Here is a 15,947-nt window from a genome sequence, read left to right as displayed (position 1 = left end):
CGATTGTGACCCGAAGCGGCGGTTTCCCGGATGGCTTTGCAATCTCCGCCGAGCGTTCCGCACGAGAAAACGGATGAGGTAAGCGTTATGCCCAACGAACTCAAAAGCTCGACTATCGCGGCCGCACCAGATGGCGCTGCATTGCGGGATCGTCCAGTCTTGATCGCGCGCACCTTCAGTTCGCCTCGCCATACCACGCGCTATCTGGAGGCTGGACCGGCCGAGGGGCCGTTGATGATCTTCCTCCACGGCTGGCCTGGAATCGGCCTGATGTGGCGACCGCAGATCGAAGCCTTTGCATCAAAAGGCTGGCGGTGCGTCGCGCCGGACATGCGCGGTTATGGAGGCTCGACGGCGCCGTCCGCGTCCAGTGCCTACGCGCTCAAGGAAATCGTGCAAGACATGGTCGAACTTCACGATCATCTGGGCGCGCGTCCGGCAATCTGGGTCGGCCACGACCTGGGAAGCCCGGTGGCCGGGGCGCTGGCTGCTCATCATGCAGAGCGCAGCCGTGGCGTGGTATTCGCGTCCGTCCCGTATATGCCCGAGAGCTTCGCCTTGCGCAACTTGTTGCCCTTGGTCGATCGGACGCTCTATCCGGCCGATCAATTTCCAAACGGGCAGTGGGATTATTACGGCTTCTACCTGACGCACTTCGACCAGACGGTCACTGATTTCGACGCGGACATAGCCGCAACGCTCGCAGCGATTTATCGGCGTGGAGACCCGGAGTCCGTGGGCAAGACCTATCGCTCTGCTTTGGTGTCGCGAAACGGAGGCTGGTTCGGAGCGGCGCATCGTGCGCCGGCAGTGCAGCCCGACGCTGCGCTCTGGCCATCCACCGACTTTGACGCCCTCGTCGATGTGTTTCGTGCCAGCGGGTTTCGTCCGGCCAACGCGTGGTATCTGAACGACGACGCCAACATCGCGTACGCTCAAGCAGCACCCGACGGCGGACTTCTGCACCAGCCCGTACTGTTCGTGAACGGCGACTTTGATCGCATCTGTGACATCACTCGAAGCCGTCTCGGCGAGCCCATGCGCAGCACGTGCACTGATCTGACGGTGACGACGTTGCCATCCGGACACTGGCTGCCACTCGAGCGCAAGACCGAGCTTGTCCAGGTCATGCGTTCATGGCTTGAAGGGAAAGGAATATCTTAGTGAATCCTTATCATATAAATAGCCTCGCATTTCGACCATGGAGTTCAATGACATGACTTCAGATATAACGGGTGGCGTCAAGGAATACGATATCGCAACCAATGGCATTTCCCTGCACGTGACGGAGCAAGGGGCGGGACCAGCCGTGCTGTTCTGCCACGGGTTTCCGGATACGTCTTACACATGGCGCCGGCAAATGAACGCCATTGCGTCGGCGGGGTATCGCGCCGTCGCTCCCGATATGCGCGGCTATGGGCGAAGTTCAGCTCCCGCCGATGCAAGCCTCTACACCCCGCTGCACACCACAGGCGACCTGATCGGTCTGCTCGATGCGCTGAAAATATCCAGCGCAGTGCTTGTGGGGCACGACTGGGGTGCGACCCATGCATGGAATGCGGCGCTGATGCGTCCCGATCGATTCAAGGCGGTCTTTGGCCTCAGTGTGCCTTTCGTTGCGCGCGGCGAATCCAGCGTTTTCGAAAGAATGCGCGAGTCGGGACGTCAAGACGATTTTTACATGTTCGAGCAGATACGGCCGGATGCTGACCAGATATGGGCCGACGCTGCCGTGACGATTCCAGGCATCCTGTACTGGGCATCCGGTTCTGCGCCGGAAGGCGAGCAGTGGAGTCCCCTGGACCGTACACGCAGCCTTTATCGGGCTGCTCCCGGGCCACTGCCCTCGTGGGCGGAAGCAGATTATGTGGCGCATAACATCGCGGAATTTCGGCGCACCGGTTTTCACGGCGGATTGAATTACTATCGCGCAGGAGAGCCTTATTTCGCGCTGTCCGCTCCGTGGAAGGGCGCGAAGGTCACTCAACCATCGTTCTTCATCTGGGGCAAATCGGATGGTTTGAAGGAGCTTTACCCTCTTACGTTAGAGCAGATGCGCGCCGGCCTTCCCGGTCTTATGGGAGGACTCGAACTCGATAATGTGGGCCACTGGGTGCAACACGAGGCGTCAGCCGAGGTCAGCGAACAGCTTGTCAGGTTCCTGCGCACTGTGGATGCGGTTCTTTCTTGACAAAGCGACGTTCGGGCTCGCCGCATGACCACAGCTTTTCGAATACATGGAGCAATCATGGAATCGACTATCGACCCGGCAGCCGAGATCGAGTCGGAGGACTACATGGGCAATGTCATTTGGGCCGCACTTTCAGGAGCGCATGCGTCTCTTGCGCAAAGCAACGAAAACGGCCTGCGATACAAACCTGAATTCGCCCCGTTCGGCGCCGCGCAAGATTACAGCGAGAGCAGCGTCGCGCAGATTGCCCGAATGCTGCACGCTGATGAACGGCTCACGCTCTTTACGCAGCACAAGCCGACCATTCCTGCGGGGTATGAGATAGTCCGAGAGGCGACGGTTATCCAAATGATTGGCGCGAGAGAATTCGCTGCATCGAGTGATAAGGCAATCGTTGAGCTTGGAAAAGAAGACGTTCCAAGCATGATGCGGCTGGTGGAGAAAACCGATCCGGGTCCTTTCAAGGAACGCACGCCGGAAATGGGCAGATTCATCGGTGTTCGTGAAAGAGGACAACTGGTCGCCATGTCGGGAGAACGGATGGTCGCAGGAAAATATGTTGAAGTGAGTGCCGTATGCACTCATCCTGACTGGCGTGGTCAAGGCCTTGCAGGAAAGCTCATGGAACATCTTGCGGCCGGAATTCAGCATCGGGGAGGCGTTCCCTTCCTGCACGTTTTTTCCACCAATACTTCTGCAATACGGCTGTACAAGCAATTAGGATATCGTCGCGCCCGCGAACTGCATCTCACAGGAATTGTTGTGCGTGCGGGCATGCGTTGACGCTTTATATGGAGCAATAGCAGTGCGCAACGAAACACCCCCCGTCAAGCGGCCGGACAACAACCCGTCTCTCGGCGATAACAACCGGTGCAACAACACGGCTTTGCGTAAAGCGACCCGGCGCGTCTCGCAACTCTACGATGCCGTACTGGCGCCGACGGGGCTGCGCTCCACGCAACGTTCGATCTTGCTGAATATCGCGCGGCTTGGAAGTCCGACAATGGGCGAACTCGCCGCGTCCCTTGTTCTCGATCGATCGGCGCTGGGCCATAACCTCAAGCCACTCGAAAGGGACGGTTTTATCGGTCTCGTGGTGGACCCCGAGGACCGGCGAAACCGGCTCGCCAGGCTTACTCCGAAGGGAAAGAAAAAACTCGAGGAGACGGCTGTGCTGTGGAACACGGCGCAAGAACGCTTCGAGAGCAAGTTTGGCGTTGTGAAGGCGAAGGCGCTTCGGGAGGTGCTTGCCGCCATCGCGGCGGAGGAGTTCGATGACGTGTTTGAAGCGCCGGACGCGCAGTCTGCTGTCCGTAGTCGCGCGAAGTCACGTGCGGCCACTTGAGGCGTTCTGGGGACGCTTTGCTATCGCCATCGGCGTAAAGCTAGACACGAAACACAACCGTCGCAGCAGTACCAGTCACTGGAACGAACAAAACCGCAATCGGCCGCACGTAGCCCGCCCGTCGAACGTCCACTCCCGCACGCACCGCCATGGAGCCGCGCGGCGCTTCCCATGCACCGATCAGGTCCAGACGCACCACCCAGGGTCGTCACCCACACACACCCGGTTGTACTTAAAGCTTTACAGGAGGGACGTTTGAGTTTGCATAGCCTTTGGCACGTTTCTCGCGTAAACACCGGATATGTATACAAGAAATTCGGTTCTGCGCGTCTCCCTCGGCATGGCTCGCACGACGATCGCGGCGCAAGCAAAGACAAGGCGCTGTGACCCGCAGACGTAATCGTTCGGTATCCAGATTAGTTTATGGAAGCGGGCTACGATCCGCGCAGTATCGGGGCTGCGGCGAGCTTGCAGGAGCTCGCGCGCTTTTTCAATGAAAACGCACGTCCGGCCTATAGGCGCGCAGGACGCTGCACGTCACTCGGTAACCGGAGTCACCATGACCACACGCTCTCACCCCGTGACATCGACGGATATGGGCAATGTCGCGACGTCCGCCACGCATAACCGCTGGCTTCAACTCGGACTCGGTCTCATCTGCATGATGGCGATCTCGAGCCCGCAATACGTGTGGACGCTGATGACCAAACCGCTCGCCGCGAAGCTGGGCGTCGCGCTGCCGGAATTGCAAGTGACGTTTTCCTTGCTGATCATTCTGCAAACCTTCTTCTCGCCGTTTCAAGGCAAGTTGATCGACCGTTTTGGTCCGCGCCTGCTGATCTCGATCGGCACGGTCATGTCGGGGCTGAGCTGGGTGCTCGCCTCGCAGGTGCAAAGCGCGTCGATGCTATATCTGACTTATGGCGTAGTCGGCGGACTCGGCACCGGCATTGTCTATGTCGGCGTTGTGGGCTTGATGGTGCGCTGGTTTCCGAAGCGGCGGGGTTTCGCGGCGGGCGCGGTTGCCGCCGGCTACGGCATGGGCGCGATCGTCACGACCTTCCCGATAGCGAACTCGCTTCAGGCGCGTGGTATAGACGCTACGCTGTGGATGTTCGGCATTGCATTTGCAGTGGTCGGATTGATTGCTTCGCAGGGTTTGCGCGTGCCGCCTTCGCACGACAGCATTGCTGAAATGACAGCCAGTTCCGGCGCGCCGGGCGTGGCGAATCTGCGTCCTTCGCAGGCGCTCAAAACGCCTGTGTTCTGGCTGATGTTCGCGATGATGACCATGATGTCCACCTCGGGCCTGATGGTCACTTCACAAATGGCGACCTTCGCCGCCGACTTCGGCGTGACGAAGATGCTCGTGTTCGGCATGGCAGCGCTGCCGCTTGCGCTGACCATCGACCGGTTCACGAACGGCCTCACGCGGCCGCTGTTTGGCTGGATATCCGACAAGGTCGGCCGCGAGAACACCATGTTCTTCGCGTTTGCCCTTGAAGGCGTGGCGATGGCACTGTGGCTGCTCACGCGCGAAAACGCGGTGCTGTTCGTGCTGCTCTCGGGGGTGGTGTTCTTCGGGTGGGGCGAGATTTTTTCGCTGTTCCCCGCAACGCTCACCGACACCTTCGGCACCCGTCATGCCACGGAGAACTATGGCTGGCTGTACATCTCGCAAGGCATTGGTTCGATCTTCGGCGGCCCTCTGGCAGCGCTCATGCACCAGCACGCCGGAAGCTGGGTGCCCGTGTTCACGACGGCGATCACGCTCGACATCGTGACCGCACTGCTCGCCATTGCCCTGCTCAAGCCGATGCGGCGCCGGTTTCTCACCACTCCGCGCGGTCTTTGAACCATGCTGGGTCGACTGGACCCGCGCGCCCTGAACGCTCGCTATTCAGAAACCCTGTCGATTGCTGCTTGCACGCGGGCGCCGGCGTCGACGTTACCTTGCGCTGCGAGGTTGCGGGCAACCTGACGCAGTTGTGAACTGCTAAGACCCGTATTCAAGCTGATGCGGATATGCGACTGCAATTGCGACTCGACGCCAGTAAGCGCGCCCAACGCACCGGCTCAGGTCTCCGGTTAGATCCGATGGTGCTTGCGACTGTCTTTTGCTGGCCGCACTATGCGAATGTCATACCGTGTGGCACGTCTTCTCGTTGTTAATCAGCATCGATGCTTGCGGCCGGTAGCTTGTCGTAACATGTACCTTCCTCTCTGGAAGCGACGATGACAAACTCTCTCTTTGCGGCTGTATTCATCGTGCTGGCGGGATGCACGACCACTGCCGTGCCGGCTTCCAGTTCGACGCCCGATGCGGCGAAGCCATCCGCTACATCAACTGCGCCTGCGCCCGATCAGGGCCCTACCGAAGCTCCTCACAGGAACCCGAAGATGTATGGGCCACCGGGCTTACCGTGAAATAGGCGTTCTTTGGCTGCATCCCTGCCCGTAATCAAACGATCTCGTCACGCGCAAGTCCTGTAGTGCGCAATCGTGATCAATCAAACAACGACGCAACGCCGCTCAAGCGCTGACCGGTTTCGGACGACCAAGCTTCACCATCTGCCGGAACATGAAGTGCGGCGCAACGCGGCTGGCGATCTTTAAGACATTGCTCACGCCCGGCCGAATCTCCGTTTTCCCGGCTTCGATACCCGCAATGGCGCGCTTCGCGAGCACGCTGACGTCCATACCTTTTTCGCCTTTCATTTCTTCGGCGAACTCGCCTCGGAACAGCGGGGTTTCGGTGCCCGGAGGAGCCAGTTCCACGACCGATACGCAGGTGCCGGCCAACTGCGCCCTCAGACACTCTGTATAGGCGTGAAGTGCAGCTTTCGACGCGCTGTATATGGGAGCCGCGGGGAAAGGGATAAACGCCAGACCCGATGACACATTCACGATCAGGCTGTTCTTCTGCTTCAAGAGCAAAGGCAGGAAAGCCTGGACCATCCACATGGGTCCTTTCAGATTGCCATCCACCTCGGCAGTCAAATCACCCAGTCGATGCGGCCGATCCAGTTTGATATTACGCATGGTTCCTGCGTTGTTCACCAGCGTGTCCAACGCAGAAAACTGCTCACACACCGTTTTGTACAAGGACTCGATACTCGCTGGATCGCCAACGTCGCTTTGAAAAGCATGAAGCCCGGGTATGGCTTGCTGTGCAAGCTCAAGCCTGCCCGGATTTCGTCCGGTCACGATCACCGTATTTCCCTGAGCGATCAACTGCCGCGCCAACTCCATGCCAATCCCGCTCGTACCGCCCGTAATCAATACTGTTCTTCCGATCATCTTCATCATTTCACTCCCTGTTCGTTGAGCACGAGCGTAGTTTGACCGGCATACTCTCCAGAAGGAAGAAGGCACCTGAAAGTTACATACTTACCAAACGGAGAGTGTGAAATGGAGCGAGTCCCTGAGTTCACCAAGGAACAGATCGCCGCTGCGCAGTACTACGCGAGCCTGACGCCACCAATCGATCTCGATCCCCGGATTGCATCGTTGGTCAGAGATCTGATCGGTCGCGTTGCAGACAAATGGACGATGTTGATCCTCGAGATCCTCACGGAGAAGTCGCCGCTGCGTTTCAGCCGGCTCAGCGAACTGGTCGAGGGAATCAGTCAAAAGATGCTCACCCAGACCCTGCGCGCGATGGAGCGTGATGGTCTGGTGGTGCGCACGGTGTATCCGGTCGTTCCACCGAAGGTCGAATATAAGCTCACTGACCTCGGGATCACGTTGGGCGCTGCGTTCTGTGGAGTCTGGGTCTGGGCGGCCAACAATCTGGATACGGTGGAGAAGGCGCGGCAGGAATTTGATCAGCGGCCCCGGTGATGGCTGCGGATATGCGCGGCTTGGCGTGGTGCGGAATCAAAGGGATAAGCTATCTGAAAACCCAAACCCACGCTGTCCTCAGACGCCGCGCACGGTCTTCGAAGAGATATGAGGCAGCCAGCGCCAGGAGGCCCGAGATAGCACCCGTTACGATGTGCTCGACGTAGGGAATGCGGTAGTGACTTGCATGGGAATAGGCGTCGCCTATCGTTGTCAGGATGCCGACCACCAGCGAATTTCCATATCGATTGGTGTAGAGCTTCGCCGCAGGCGTGAAAGTCAAAAGTACAGCCAGAAGTCCGGTGAGCAGACCTGTATGGAATGCAATCGTCCAATGGCCGAGGCTCATGATGTTGGACCAACTCCCCGGCATGCAGGTCATGCACGCGCTGGTCGGTTGCCAGAAGCGCTGGATAAACAACCGGAAGCGGCGCTTCCACTCTGCTGGCATGACGTATTCCGATCGAAGGCGGTGAACGGCTGGAGAAACGTAGGTATTGGTGGAGCAGCTTCCCGCCTTTTGGCTAGCTTGCTGTTCCTGTCACGGATGCGTTGGCTGCGCGCACCATCGATGCCAAGAATGATGCGATGGTAAATAGTATAGGAACTCAAAAACGTGACGGTCGCTAAGCCCAAAGAAATCGGCATTACGTGGTTGGCCGCGTGCTACTCATCGAGCAGTTGCATCGTGCACAATGCGAGTGGTACGCGGCCACGATCACGACAGATGCCCTCGCGCTGGTCCGGATGTGAAAGATGTTCGACGGCTGGCTTCGACCCAACTCGGCCGTCTGGGATTGTGATCCTGCAATGACCGCTTTCGATATATGACCGGCCCACTGATCTTTAGTGCGGGGCAAGCGCTCCAAACCAGTAAGAAGCGGTAACGCCCCCGTCCATTAAAAAGTCGCTGCCGGTGATGAAAGCGCCATCGGATCCCATCAGCATCGCCGCTACGTTCGCAACTTCGTCAGGTGTTCCCGCACGTTTCGCTGGGCAGCCGTCTATCATCCTTCGATAGCCCGCGCCGCGTGGCCCCGTCAGTTCGTCCTTCGCCAGCGGTGTGACGATGATGCCCGGACTGATGGTATTAACGCGTGCGCCGCGCTCACCCCAACGGAGAGCTTCATACATGACGCGCAGCGAGTTTCCCCGCTTAGAAAGCTGATAAGCATGCAGCGAATCGTTCACCTGATCCAGTTGAAGCATCGGCAGCTTCAGCAAGTCTTCGATCGGCGTCGTCGCGAGCGCTTCAATCAGCTCGGCCGTAAGCGGTGGCAGACGATGGCCTGACTGGGACGCAATGACGACCGCCGAGCCCCCTTCAGCAATAACTTCGCCGAATTTTTCGAGAACCAATGCGGTGCCATATAGATCGACTTCAAAGATTGTCTCGGGTGAAGCCTGCGATGGCGACACTCCGGCAGCGTGGATCAGACCGTGAACTGCGCCCAATGACGTCGCCCTGGCAACGAGGGCTTCGACCGACGCGCGAGAAGACACATCAACGACTGCTGTCGTGACATCGAAACCCGCTTCGCTGAGCGTCCTTGCCGCTGAATCGGCATTCTCCTCGCGCAAATCCGCGAGGAGCAGACGCTTTCCAGCCCCCACCCGACGCGCTATGGCCTGCCCAATTGATCCGGGGCCAATAACAACGATAACCTTTTGCATGATTTCCTTTGCTCGCGCCAACCGGCGCAGCGGGTAGATACGAGTTACTTTCCAACGCGTGCCTGCAAATGGGCGGGGTAGCGCTCGCCTTGCACGGCGATGTTCGCGAGCCGCGCATCAATATCGTTCAGGTTGTCGGCCGTCAGTTCAATCGCAGCACCACCGATATTTTCCTTCAGTCGATGCAGCTTTGTCGTGCCCGGAATCGGTGCGATCCACGGCTTTTGTGCAAGCAGCCACGCGAGCGCGACTTGCGCCGGCGTCGCGTTCAGACTCGTGGAAATCTGCTTAAGCACGTCGATTAGCGTCTGATTGGCCTTGCGGTTTTCTTCCGAGAAACGCGGCACAACATTGCGGAAGTCAGATTTGTCGAAGCCGGTGCTCGAGTTGATTGCGCCAGTCAGGAAGCCCTTTCCGAGCGGGCTAAACGGCACGAAGCCGATTCCAAGTTCTTCGAGCAGCGGCAGAATTTCTTTCTCGGGTCCACGCCACCACAGCGAATATTCGCTTTGCAGCGCCGCGACCGGTTGCACGGCATGCGCACGGCGGATCGACTCTACGCCCGCCTCCGACATGCCGAAATACCTCACCTTGCCCTGTTGAATCAGGTCTTTGACCGCGCCGGCGACATCCTCCATCGGCACATCGGGATCGACCCGGTGCTGATAGAGCAGGTCAATGCGATCTGTGCGCAGCCGCTTGAGCGCCGCGTCCGTTACCGCGCGGATATTGTCCGGCTTGCTATTGACGCCCTTCTGAACATCACCACCCTCGAAACCGAACTTGGTCGCGATCACAACCTGATCACGGAACGGCGCAACGGCCTCGCCCAGCAGGGTTTCGTTCGCGCCCTGTGCATACGCTTCCGCGGTATCGAAGAAGGTCACGCCCTGATCAAAGGCTGAGCGGATGAGTTGAACTGCATCGGCTTTCTCCGTTGCGGGTCCGTACGCGAAGCTCAGCCCCATGCAGCCGAGGCCGAGCGCTGATACTTCCAAGCCGCTTTTTCCGAGAATACGTTTTTTCATGATCTGACTCGTTAGTCCTTTATGGTTACGTTGCCTTGATACTGCTCGTCCGTAACCTTCTCCATCCAGGCGACTGGACTGCCGTTGAGCTTTTCAGCAATTGCAATGTGCGTCATCGCCGTGGTGGCGGTCGCGCCGTGCCAGTGCTTTTCTCCGGGGGCAATCCAGACAATGTCGCCGGCTCTGATTTTCTCGACCGGTCCGCCGTCACGCTGCACCCAGCCGTGGCCTGCCGTCACGATCAGGGTCTGACCGAGCGGGTGCGTGTGCCACGCTGTCCGCGCGCCCGGTTCGAACGTCACAGTTGCGCCGCCGATCCGGGCGGGTTCTTCACCAGCAAATGGCGCGTCGATCCTCACCGTCCCGGTGAAGTATTCGGCCGGGCCAATCGCAGAAGGCTGCGAGCCGCATTCGATGATCTGCATGAGCATTCCTTATAGCGGTTTGTCTTGACCTTTAATGTAGCAACGCGTCTTCCCGTGATAAAGAGCTAAAATCGGCATGAAGTTAGAAGGTGGGCTTATAAATGGTACGTTCCAATTTATCGGACATTACGTCGTTTCTCTGCGTGGCTCGCGAGGGCAGCTTCACCAAAGCTGCCGCGAAGCTTGGCGTTTCACAGTCTGCGTTGAGTCAGACTGTGCGCAATCTCGAAGCGCGGCTCGGACTGAGGCTTTTGACGAGAACGACACGCAATATCTCGCCGACTGACGCGGGCGAACGGCTGATCCAGTCAGTCGGCCCGCGCCTCGATGAGATCGAGACCGAACTGAACGCGCTCACCGCGTTACGGGACACCCCGGCGGGTATTGTGCGAATCGCTGCGGGAGAGCACGCGGCAGAATTGCTGCTGTGGCCGGTGATCGAACGGCTTCTTCCCGACTACCCGGACATCACGATCGAAATCGTCATCGACAACGGACTCACGGACATCGTCGAACAAAGACTTGATGCGGGCGTGCGGCTTGGAGAGCAGGTTGCAAAGGACATGGTCGCCGTTCGCATCGGCCCGGAAGTTCGCATGGCCGTTGTTGGTACACCCGGGTATTTCGTCATGCATCCAAAGCCGAAGACGCCACAAGACCTGACGGCGCATAACTGCGTCAATATTCGGCTGCCAACGGCCGGTGGCATTTACGCGTGGGAGTTCAAGAAAGGAGGACGGGAGTTGAACGTGCGCGTCGAAGGACAACTTGTCTTCAATACGGCGACGATGGCCGTGAAAGCCGCGCTCGCGGGCGCCGGCCTTGCATTCGTTCCTGAACAACGAGTCTTAATGGAAATCGAAAGAGGGGATCTGTTGCGGGTGCTGTCTGACTGGTGCCCGTCGTTTTCCGGCTTTCATCTTTACTATCCCAGCCGACGTCAGCCGACTCCCGCGTTCGCCGTCGTTGCTGATGCGCTGCGTCGAGGCTCATAGCTCCTTCGCGGGACAAAACGATTTTTCGCAATCGCGCAGGGTCGACTAGGGCGACCGTTTTCAGCAGTCGAACGGCCTAACGGATGCCGGATAGTTGAAGGGACGCAATGACCGCTTGTGGCCGAGGGTGTGTGGAAACTGTGTTTTGTCGGTGGATGCGAGCCGACAGCGTAACTATTCGAGTTTGGTAGGTCGAGCCCGCGCTAACGTAACGTCTCGAACGTAAAAAAGCCCCTCAGGGCCTTAGGTTTCAGCCATCCTCATCGCCTTTATTGTCCGAGCAACCCCTAGTAGATTCATGACGCGCTTTCAGGTTGTAGGCCAATACCTGAAGACTCATTTCGGTACTCACCCATCCGAGCGTCCAGGTCAGAAAGTGTGTGGCACCCATCCACTGCTTGAGCGTGCCGAATACATGCTCGACAGTACTTCGGCGGATGGTCATTGCATCAGGCTTGCGATCGAGCCGGCGCTGCATGGCATCCAGAATATGTTCGTGCTCCCGTCGTCGGATTCGGTGATAGTCGCTGGACGAACATCGCTGCTTGAGATGGCAACGCGGGCATGCACTGGGCCAGTACACCTGCAGATTCATGTCATGCTCAACCGTGTTGAATCGATAAATTGCGCGCTCGCCTGCCGGGCATCGATACTCATTGTTCCTTGCAACGTAGACGAAGTCGCGCTTGGTAAAGAGCCCTTTCTTCCTTGATGCCGAGGTAAGTGGTTTCGGGACATACGCTTTGATCCCGGCCAGTTCGCACGCGCGAATATCCGGACCGCTGAAGTAGCCCCGGTCAGCCACTACCTTCAGCTTCGGCTTGCCCATCGCGTTCTTCGCCGACAAAGCCACCCCGCTGAGTAGGCCTTGATCGCTTCCGACATTCGTCACGTCGTGTTCGACGATCAAATGATGCTTCGTGTCCACGGTGGCCTGAACGTTGTAGCCAACCGTGCCGGTTCTTTTGCCACCACTGGTCATCGAACGGGAATCCGAATCCATAAACGACAACTGTCCATCCGGTTGCTTCTTCAACTGCCGTTTGATTTGCTCGAGCTCACGCATGCGCTGGCGCAAGAGCGCGATCTTCTCGTACAGACGCACAGTCTTCACATCGAAAGACAGGACAGGCGGCCCGTGAGCACCGGCATGGTACCGTTTACCGCCTGCCGCCGATCGACGGCACGCGACGCGGTATAGACGCCTAATATTGTCGAAAGCGGATATTGGAAAAGGATTGCCCGACGACGAGCAGGTGAAGCGAGTCTCAAACGCTTACGTCGTTCGACGACACCAGCAAATGCGGTCTACTGGTCGCGAGTATCACGCCTGCCAGCACGACCATTCCAATAACAATGCCCGATAGCCGCATCAGCGCAGGTACCGGATCGGCCGACCAATGATGGTCCTGCACAAATACCATGATGAACGCGATCGTGAATTGCCGGCCAACGTAGCTTGCTCCTTGCCGCCCCGTTTGCACGTGACATCCTATCCATACTCCGACCGACAGCGCGAACATGCACAGTATCGCTTGCCCCTGCATCAAGGGCAGTAGCGCCACACCAAGCAAACCAGCCAGCAGGCAGCCGACCGCGCGGTGTACCATCTTTTCCATGACCGGCTGCTGCGTTCTGTCTGCTGGCAAGCCTGGCTTCAATATCAGCACTGCGATCGCTGTGACCATTGCTTGCGCGAATCCAGGCAGATGCAAAATATAGGTAAGGGCAGCAAGGATTACGATTGCCAGTGCGCCCTGCAAGCACAGCAGCATGCGAGCCGGGCGCATCGATTCTAGAGACGGCGCAAGAACTGATGCGGAAGGTGCCCCGGATTCGCCCGCTGTGCGAGCGCTTGCAAACATCGATGGTGGCCCGTTCTTCCAATCCCATTTCCGCCCAAAGTGGAACACGCTCGCCACCAACAGGCAAGCGAGCGTTCCAACCATGACCTCGGCGACGCGCAGCGCTGCAAATAATGCGGTCGATCGCAGTGACACGAGCCCATGTGCTTCGTACGTCACCATCAGGGCAGTCACTCCGCCCAGGACCCAGGCGTACGCCGCTCTTGACCCGTTGGCCTGATAAATCGCCACACCGCCAATCACCCCCAGCGCGGGCACAAACAACCACGGCCGGTCGCCGATCCACGGGCCCAACATAGTTCCAAGCGCGGCACCAATCAGCGTGCCCATGATGCGGTGCGCGGCACGCTGCACGGAGTCGGCGAAACTCGTTTGCATGACGGCGAAGCTGCTGATCGCCGCCCACCATGTGTCAGAAAGATGTAATGCGTTTGCAAATGCCACCGAAAGTGCGACCGAAAGCATCGCTTCCGCCCCGAATATCGCGCGCTCCCTAGAAGGCTTCCAGGCCGCCAATTCACGTCCGAGCGACGATATGGCCAGCTGGCAGATCTGAGCGAGCGTGATCACGAGCGTCATCCACACCTCCGCAGTCTCGTACGGGTAAAGCGAGGAACATAGACCATGTGGAAACGCCTCCCACTGCTCCGAGCAGCAACAATTATCTGCAATGCTGATTCGACGGCGAAAACAAGACTTTTAAGGAAACGAATTCATGCTAATTATCAAATTCTCATCGGCGCCGCCCTCATTTTCGCGCTATATATGGACGCATCTAAGTTCAATCAGCACTGGAACGCCAGGTTTGGCCGCTCTCATGACCGCAAAACCGATTTACGTAGTTAATCGCTAGTCAACCGGGCGATATGAACAGGCAAGGCACCTCGTTTTCTTGCCTCCGACCGCGCCTTTTCGGGCGGAAATGCTAGCGCGGCACATGACCATGTTTCGCAGTGGGAATCATTCATTCGACTTTCTCAAGGCGCAATGTAAACTGCTGACCTCTTTGGACCCAGTTGCTCAACTCGACCCACCGCTCTCCGTACGACGCCGAATCATCTGAGCGCCGCTTTGCACGCCAAGCGTGCTAGTCAAGTTTCTCGCGGCACCGGCAGCGGCGGATCATATACAAGCGTGCTGCTAGAGTTCTAGTGCAATTGCCGCGTGATTGCCGCAGTCGAGACCTTTCATGCAGAATTAAAATTGCTCTGATCATCATAATCAGGATGGTATTGCTTGCTGGTATGGCTGCGCATTTCCTGGGTATGTATCTTTGCGCACAGATGAGCAAGAGGTTTTGATGCTTAGATACCGATACCATGATGGCTTAAATCAAGGATCGCAGCAATGTCCAGTCAATCCTACTGGTCGATATCCGGCGCGTGCAGCGCGGCGTTGAGCCCAAAACTGCCGCCTTGACTGTGGGTCAGCACGATGCTGCTTTCGAGACTGCCAACGAGTGCGTCGTAGGCATGCTGTGTGAGCGCATCGTTGCCGCCCCAGCGCGGAATGAACTGGTTCATGAACCTTTCCATCCGCTCGACAGGAAAGCGAAGTCCGTCGTGTGTACGACGTTGCGCAGGATCGGCATGCCAGGAACCGGCCGGACCGAAGCGGAACGTTTCCTCCCATGCTTCGCGTCCCGTGCGGAAATACGGCGCGTCCGCGTAGACGTCGGGATACGGAGCCCACGACGCTCGACCTCGTTCGACTGCATCTGACACGAACACGTCGAAGCCCGCACGAAGAAAAAACATCTGCCATCCGGCGCGCCCATCGGGTGTCGTTTCCCAGTTGGCGCCGCTCATGCCTCCGCCATGCCAGAGCAAAAGAGGATGCGGACTGCGAGGCGACGCGAGCTTGACGTACTGCACGTACATCTGCCCGGCGATCATCTCTCCATTGGGATCGATGGGATGAACCGCGCCATTGGCCGTGCTGACACGCAATCTCGGCGCTAACCGAGTGAGCGAAACCATGTGGCCGCCGATGTGAAAGCTCCCGATATCGCGCACCTGTAGCGGCGCGGCGTTCATTCTGTCCCCCTTGACGGAGTACCCAGAGGCGGCCCTAAAAACTCGACGCCCCACCGCGCGCTGAACGCCTGCTTCGCCTCGTCATCGAGCCTTCCGCCCTTCATTGCCGCGCCTAGTTTAGTAAAGAACGCGAGCGCGTCGAAGCCAGGAACAATCATCACCAGTTGCTTCGATGGATCGCTGTCGGTATTTACGAAGCGATGCGGCACGTTGCCATTCGCCACGACGGTGTCGCCCGCTGTCGCTTCAAAGCGCTTGCCATCGACTTCGAAAAGATAGCGCCCCTGCAAGATGTAGAAGATCTCGGCTTCGCGATGCTTGTGCAGCGGTGGACCGAAGCCCGGCGCGTTTGTCGTTTCGATCAGTTCGAGGCCGCTGCCCGCGAAATCTTGCGGCGTGCGGACCCTCAACTCAAGCCCGATCTCAGGAATGGCGACGCGTCGATCGTTCGTAAGCGTCAAGCTAGCGCTTTCAGTCAATTTGGAATTCATATTCATGGTGGTGTTTCCGAAAATGCAGCGTACAAGCCGAACGCCGCGGACGTG

General features: G+C 58.2%; 16 protein-coding genes and 1 pseudogene. 8 read left to right on the top strand and 9 right to left on the bottom strand.

Annotated elements, in window-relative coordinates; genetic code table 11:
• Positions 1-87: 87 nt before the first annotated feature.
• From AXG89_RS37420 to AXG89_RS42665, 6 genes are all read left to right on the top strand, one after another.
• The gene (locus AXG89_RS37420; protein WP_083638134.1) at positions 88-1,164 is read left to right on the top strand and encodes an alpha/beta hydrolase; all 1,077 of its coding nucleotides are present in this window, start codon (positions 88-90) and stop codon (positions 1,162-1,164) included.
• A gap of 52 nt (positions 1,165-1,216) precedes the next feature.
• Positions 1,217-2,191, top strand: a complete 975-nt coding sequence (locus AXG89_RS37415) for an alpha/beta fold hydrolase (protein WP_075360366.1) — start codon at positions 1,217-1,219, stop codon at positions 2,189-2,191.
• Positions 2,192-2,248: 57 nt separating this feature from the next.
• Positions 2,249-2,974 (top strand): GNAT family N-acetyltransferase, encoded by a 726-nt coding sequence (locus AXG89_RS37410; RefSeq protein WP_162916235.1) that lies wholly within the window; start codon positions 2,249-2,251, stop codon positions 2,972-2,974.
• A 22-nt stretch (positions 2,975-2,996) separates the two neighbouring features.
• Positions 2,997-3,536, top strand: a complete 540-nt coding sequence (locus AXG89_RS37405; protein ID WP_305954649.1) for a MarR family winged helix-turn-helix transcriptional regulator — start codon at positions 2,997-2,999, stop codon at positions 3,534-3,536.
• A 595-nt stretch (positions 3,537-4,131) separates the two neighbouring features.
• Positions 4,132-5,391: an oxalate/formate MFS antiporter gene (gene oxlT / locus AXG89_RS37400; protein WP_086386594.1), complete on the top strand. Its 1,260-nt coding sequence runs from the start codon at positions 4,132-4,134 to the stop codon at positions 5,389-5,391.
• 380 nt (positions 5,392-5,771) lie between these two features.
• The gene (locus AXG89_RS42665) at positions 5,772-5,963 is read left to right on the top strand and encodes a hypothetical protein (RefSeq protein ID WP_143325684.1); all 192 of its coding nucleotides are present in this window, start codon (positions 5,772-5,774) and stop codon (positions 5,961-5,963) included.
• 105 nt (positions 5,964-6,068) lie between these two features.
• Here AXG89_RS42665 and AXG89_RS37395 read toward each other — a convergent pair whose 3' ends face one another.
• The gene (locus AXG89_RS37395) at positions 6,069-6,911 is read right to left on the bottom strand and encodes an SDR family oxidoreductase (RefSeq protein WP_236873684.1); all 843 of its coding nucleotides are present in this window, start codon (positions 6,909-6,911) and stop codon (positions 6,069-6,071) included.
• A gap of 36 nt (positions 6,912-6,947) precedes the next feature.
• Here AXG89_RS37395 and AXG89_RS37390 point away from each other — a divergent pair, with 36 nt between their 5' ends.
• Positions 6,948-7,379 carry a winged helix-turn-helix transcriptional regulator gene (locus tag AXG89_RS37390; protein ID WP_075360195.1) on the top strand — a complete coding sequence of 144 codons (432 nt, stop codon included), beginning with the start codon at positions 6,948-6,950 and terminating at the stop codon, positions 7,377-7,379.
• 49 nt (positions 7,380-7,428) lie between these two features.
• On the opposite strand, the gene AXG89_RS37385 is transcribed toward AXG89_RS37390, so the two are convergent.
• From AXG89_RS37385 to AXG89_RS37370, 4 genes are all read right to left on the bottom strand, one after another.
• A complete protein-coding gene (locus AXG89_RS37385; RefSeq protein WP_075360194.1) occupies positions 7,429-7,830 on the bottom strand; it encodes a hypothetical protein in 402 nt (133 codons plus the stop codon).
• A 395-nt stretch (positions 7,831-8,225) separates the two neighbouring features.
• Positions 8,226-9,053 carry an SDR family oxidoreductase gene (locus tag AXG89_RS37380; protein WP_075360193.1) on the bottom strand — a complete coding sequence of 276 codons (828 nt, stop codon included), beginning with the start codon at positions 9,051-9,053 and terminating at the stop codon, positions 8,226-8,228.
• A 44-nt stretch (positions 9,054-9,097) separates the two neighbouring features.
• Positions 9,098-10,081, bottom strand: a complete 984-nt coding sequence (locus AXG89_RS37375) for an aldo/keto reductase (RefSeq protein WP_075360192.1) — start codon at positions 10,079-10,081, stop codon at positions 9,098-9,100.
• A gap of 11 nt (positions 10,082-10,092) precedes the next feature.
• Positions 10,093-10,506, bottom strand: coding sequence for a (R)-mandelonitrile lyase (locus AXG89_RS37370; RefSeq protein ID WP_075360361.1), 414 nt, complete (start codon positions 10,504-10,506; stop codon positions 10,093-10,095).
• Positions 10,507-10,607: 101 nt separating this feature from the next.
• Here AXG89_RS37370 and AXG89_RS37365 point away from each other — a divergent pair, with 101 nt between their 5' ends.
• Positions 10,608-11,501 (top strand): LysR family transcriptional regulator, encoded by an 894-nt coding sequence (locus tag AXG89_RS37365; protein WP_075360191.1) that lies wholly within the window; start codon positions 10,608-10,610, stop codon positions 11,499-11,501.
• A gap of 243 nt (positions 11,502-11,744) precedes the next feature.
• Here the strand turns inward: AXG89_RS37365 and AXG89_RS37360 are convergent.
• From AXG89_RS37360 to AXG89_RS37345, 4 genes and pseudogenes are all read right to left on the bottom strand, one after another.
• Positions 11,745-12,621 (bottom strand): annotated as a pseudogene (locus AXG89_RS37360) (transposase); the annotation flags it as partial.
• A 148-nt stretch (positions 12,622-12,769) separates the two neighbouring features.
• Complete coding sequence (locus tag AXG89_RS37355) at positions 12,770-13,945, bottom strand: FUSC family protein (protein WP_075360190.1); 1,176 nt, start codon at positions 13,943-13,945, stop codon at positions 12,770-12,772.
• Between the two features lie 782 nt (positions 13,946-14,727).
• Entirely contained in the window at positions 14,728-15,402 is a 675-nt protein-coding gene (locus AXG89_RS37350; protein WP_075360189.1) for a hypothetical protein, read from the bottom strand.
• Positions 15,399-15,899 (bottom strand): cupin domain-containing protein, encoded by a 501-nt coding sequence (locus AXG89_RS37345; RefSeq protein ID WP_236873683.1) that lies wholly within the window; start codon positions 15,897-15,899, stop codon positions 15,399-15,401. Before AXG89_RS37345 ends, AXG89_RS37350 begins: the two co-directional genes overlap by 4 nt.
• Positions 15,900-15,947 lie beyond the last annotated feature (48 nt).

Source organism: Burkholderia sp. PAMC 26561 (assembly GCF_001557535.2).
Taxonomy (GTDB): domain Bacteria; phylum Pseudomonadota; class Gammaproteobacteria; order Burkholderiales; family Burkholderiaceae; genus Caballeronia.
This window is presented reverse-complemented; position numbering and strand designations above follow the sequence as displayed.

Excerpts from the sequence above, each read along its gene's own strand:
- oxlT (WP_086386594.1), top strand. The coding sequence starts at position 4,132 with ATGGGCAATGTCGCGACGTCCGCCACGCATAACCGCTGGCTTCAACTC.
- AXG89_RS37420 (WP_083638134.1), top strand. The coding sequence starts at position 88 with ATGCCCAACGAACTCAAAAGCTCGACTATCGCGGCCGCACCAGATGGC.
- AXG89_RS37365 (WP_075360191.1), top strand. The coding sequence starts at position 10,608 with ATGGTACGTTCCAATTTATCGGACATTACGTCGTTTCTCTGCGTGGCT.
- AXG89_RS37370 (WP_075360361.1), bottom strand. The coding sequence starts at position 10,506 with ATGCAGATCATCGAATGCGGCTCGCAGCCTTCTGCGATTGGCCCGGCC.
- AXG89_RS37385 (WP_075360194.1), bottom strand. The coding sequence starts at position 7,830 with ATGCCAGCAGAGTGGAAGCGCCGCTTCCGGTTGTTTATCCAGCGCTTC.
- AXG89_RS37390 (WP_075360195.1), top strand. The coding sequence starts at position 6,948 with ATGGAGCGAGTCCCTGAGTTCACCAAGGAACAGATCGCCGCTGCGCAG.
- AXG89_RS37375 (WP_075360192.1), bottom strand. The coding sequence starts at position 10,081 with ATGAAAAAACGTATTCTCGGAAAAAGCGGCTTGGAAGTATCAGCGCTC.
- AXG89_RS42665 (WP_143325684.1), top strand. The coding sequence starts at position 5,772 with ATGACAAACTCTCTCTTTGCGGCTGTATTCATCGTGCTGGCGGGATGC.
- AXG89_RS37345 (WP_236873683.1), bottom strand. The coding sequence starts at position 15,899 with ATGAATATGAATTCCAAATTGACTGAAAGCGCTAGCTTGACGCTTACG.
- AXG89_RS37350 (WP_075360189.1), bottom strand. The coding sequence starts at position 15,402 with ATGAACGCCGCGCCGCTACAGGTGCGCGATATCGGGAGCTTTCACATC.
- AXG89_RS37380 (WP_075360193.1), bottom strand. The coding sequence starts at position 9,053 with ATGCAAAAGGTTATCGTTGTTATTGGCCCCGGATCAATTGGGCAGGCC.
- AXG89_RS37415 (WP_075360366.1), top strand. The coding sequence starts at position 1,217 with ATGACTTCAGATATAACGGGTGGCGTCAAGGAATACGATATCGCAACC.
- AXG89_RS37355 (WP_075360190.1), bottom strand. The coding sequence starts at position 13,945 with ATGACGCTCGTGATCACGCTCGCTCAGATCTGCCAGCTGGCCATATCG.
- AXG89_RS37410 (WP_162916235.1), top strand. The coding sequence starts at position 2,249 with ATGGAATCGACTATCGACCCGGCAGCCGAGATCGAGTCGGAGGACTAC.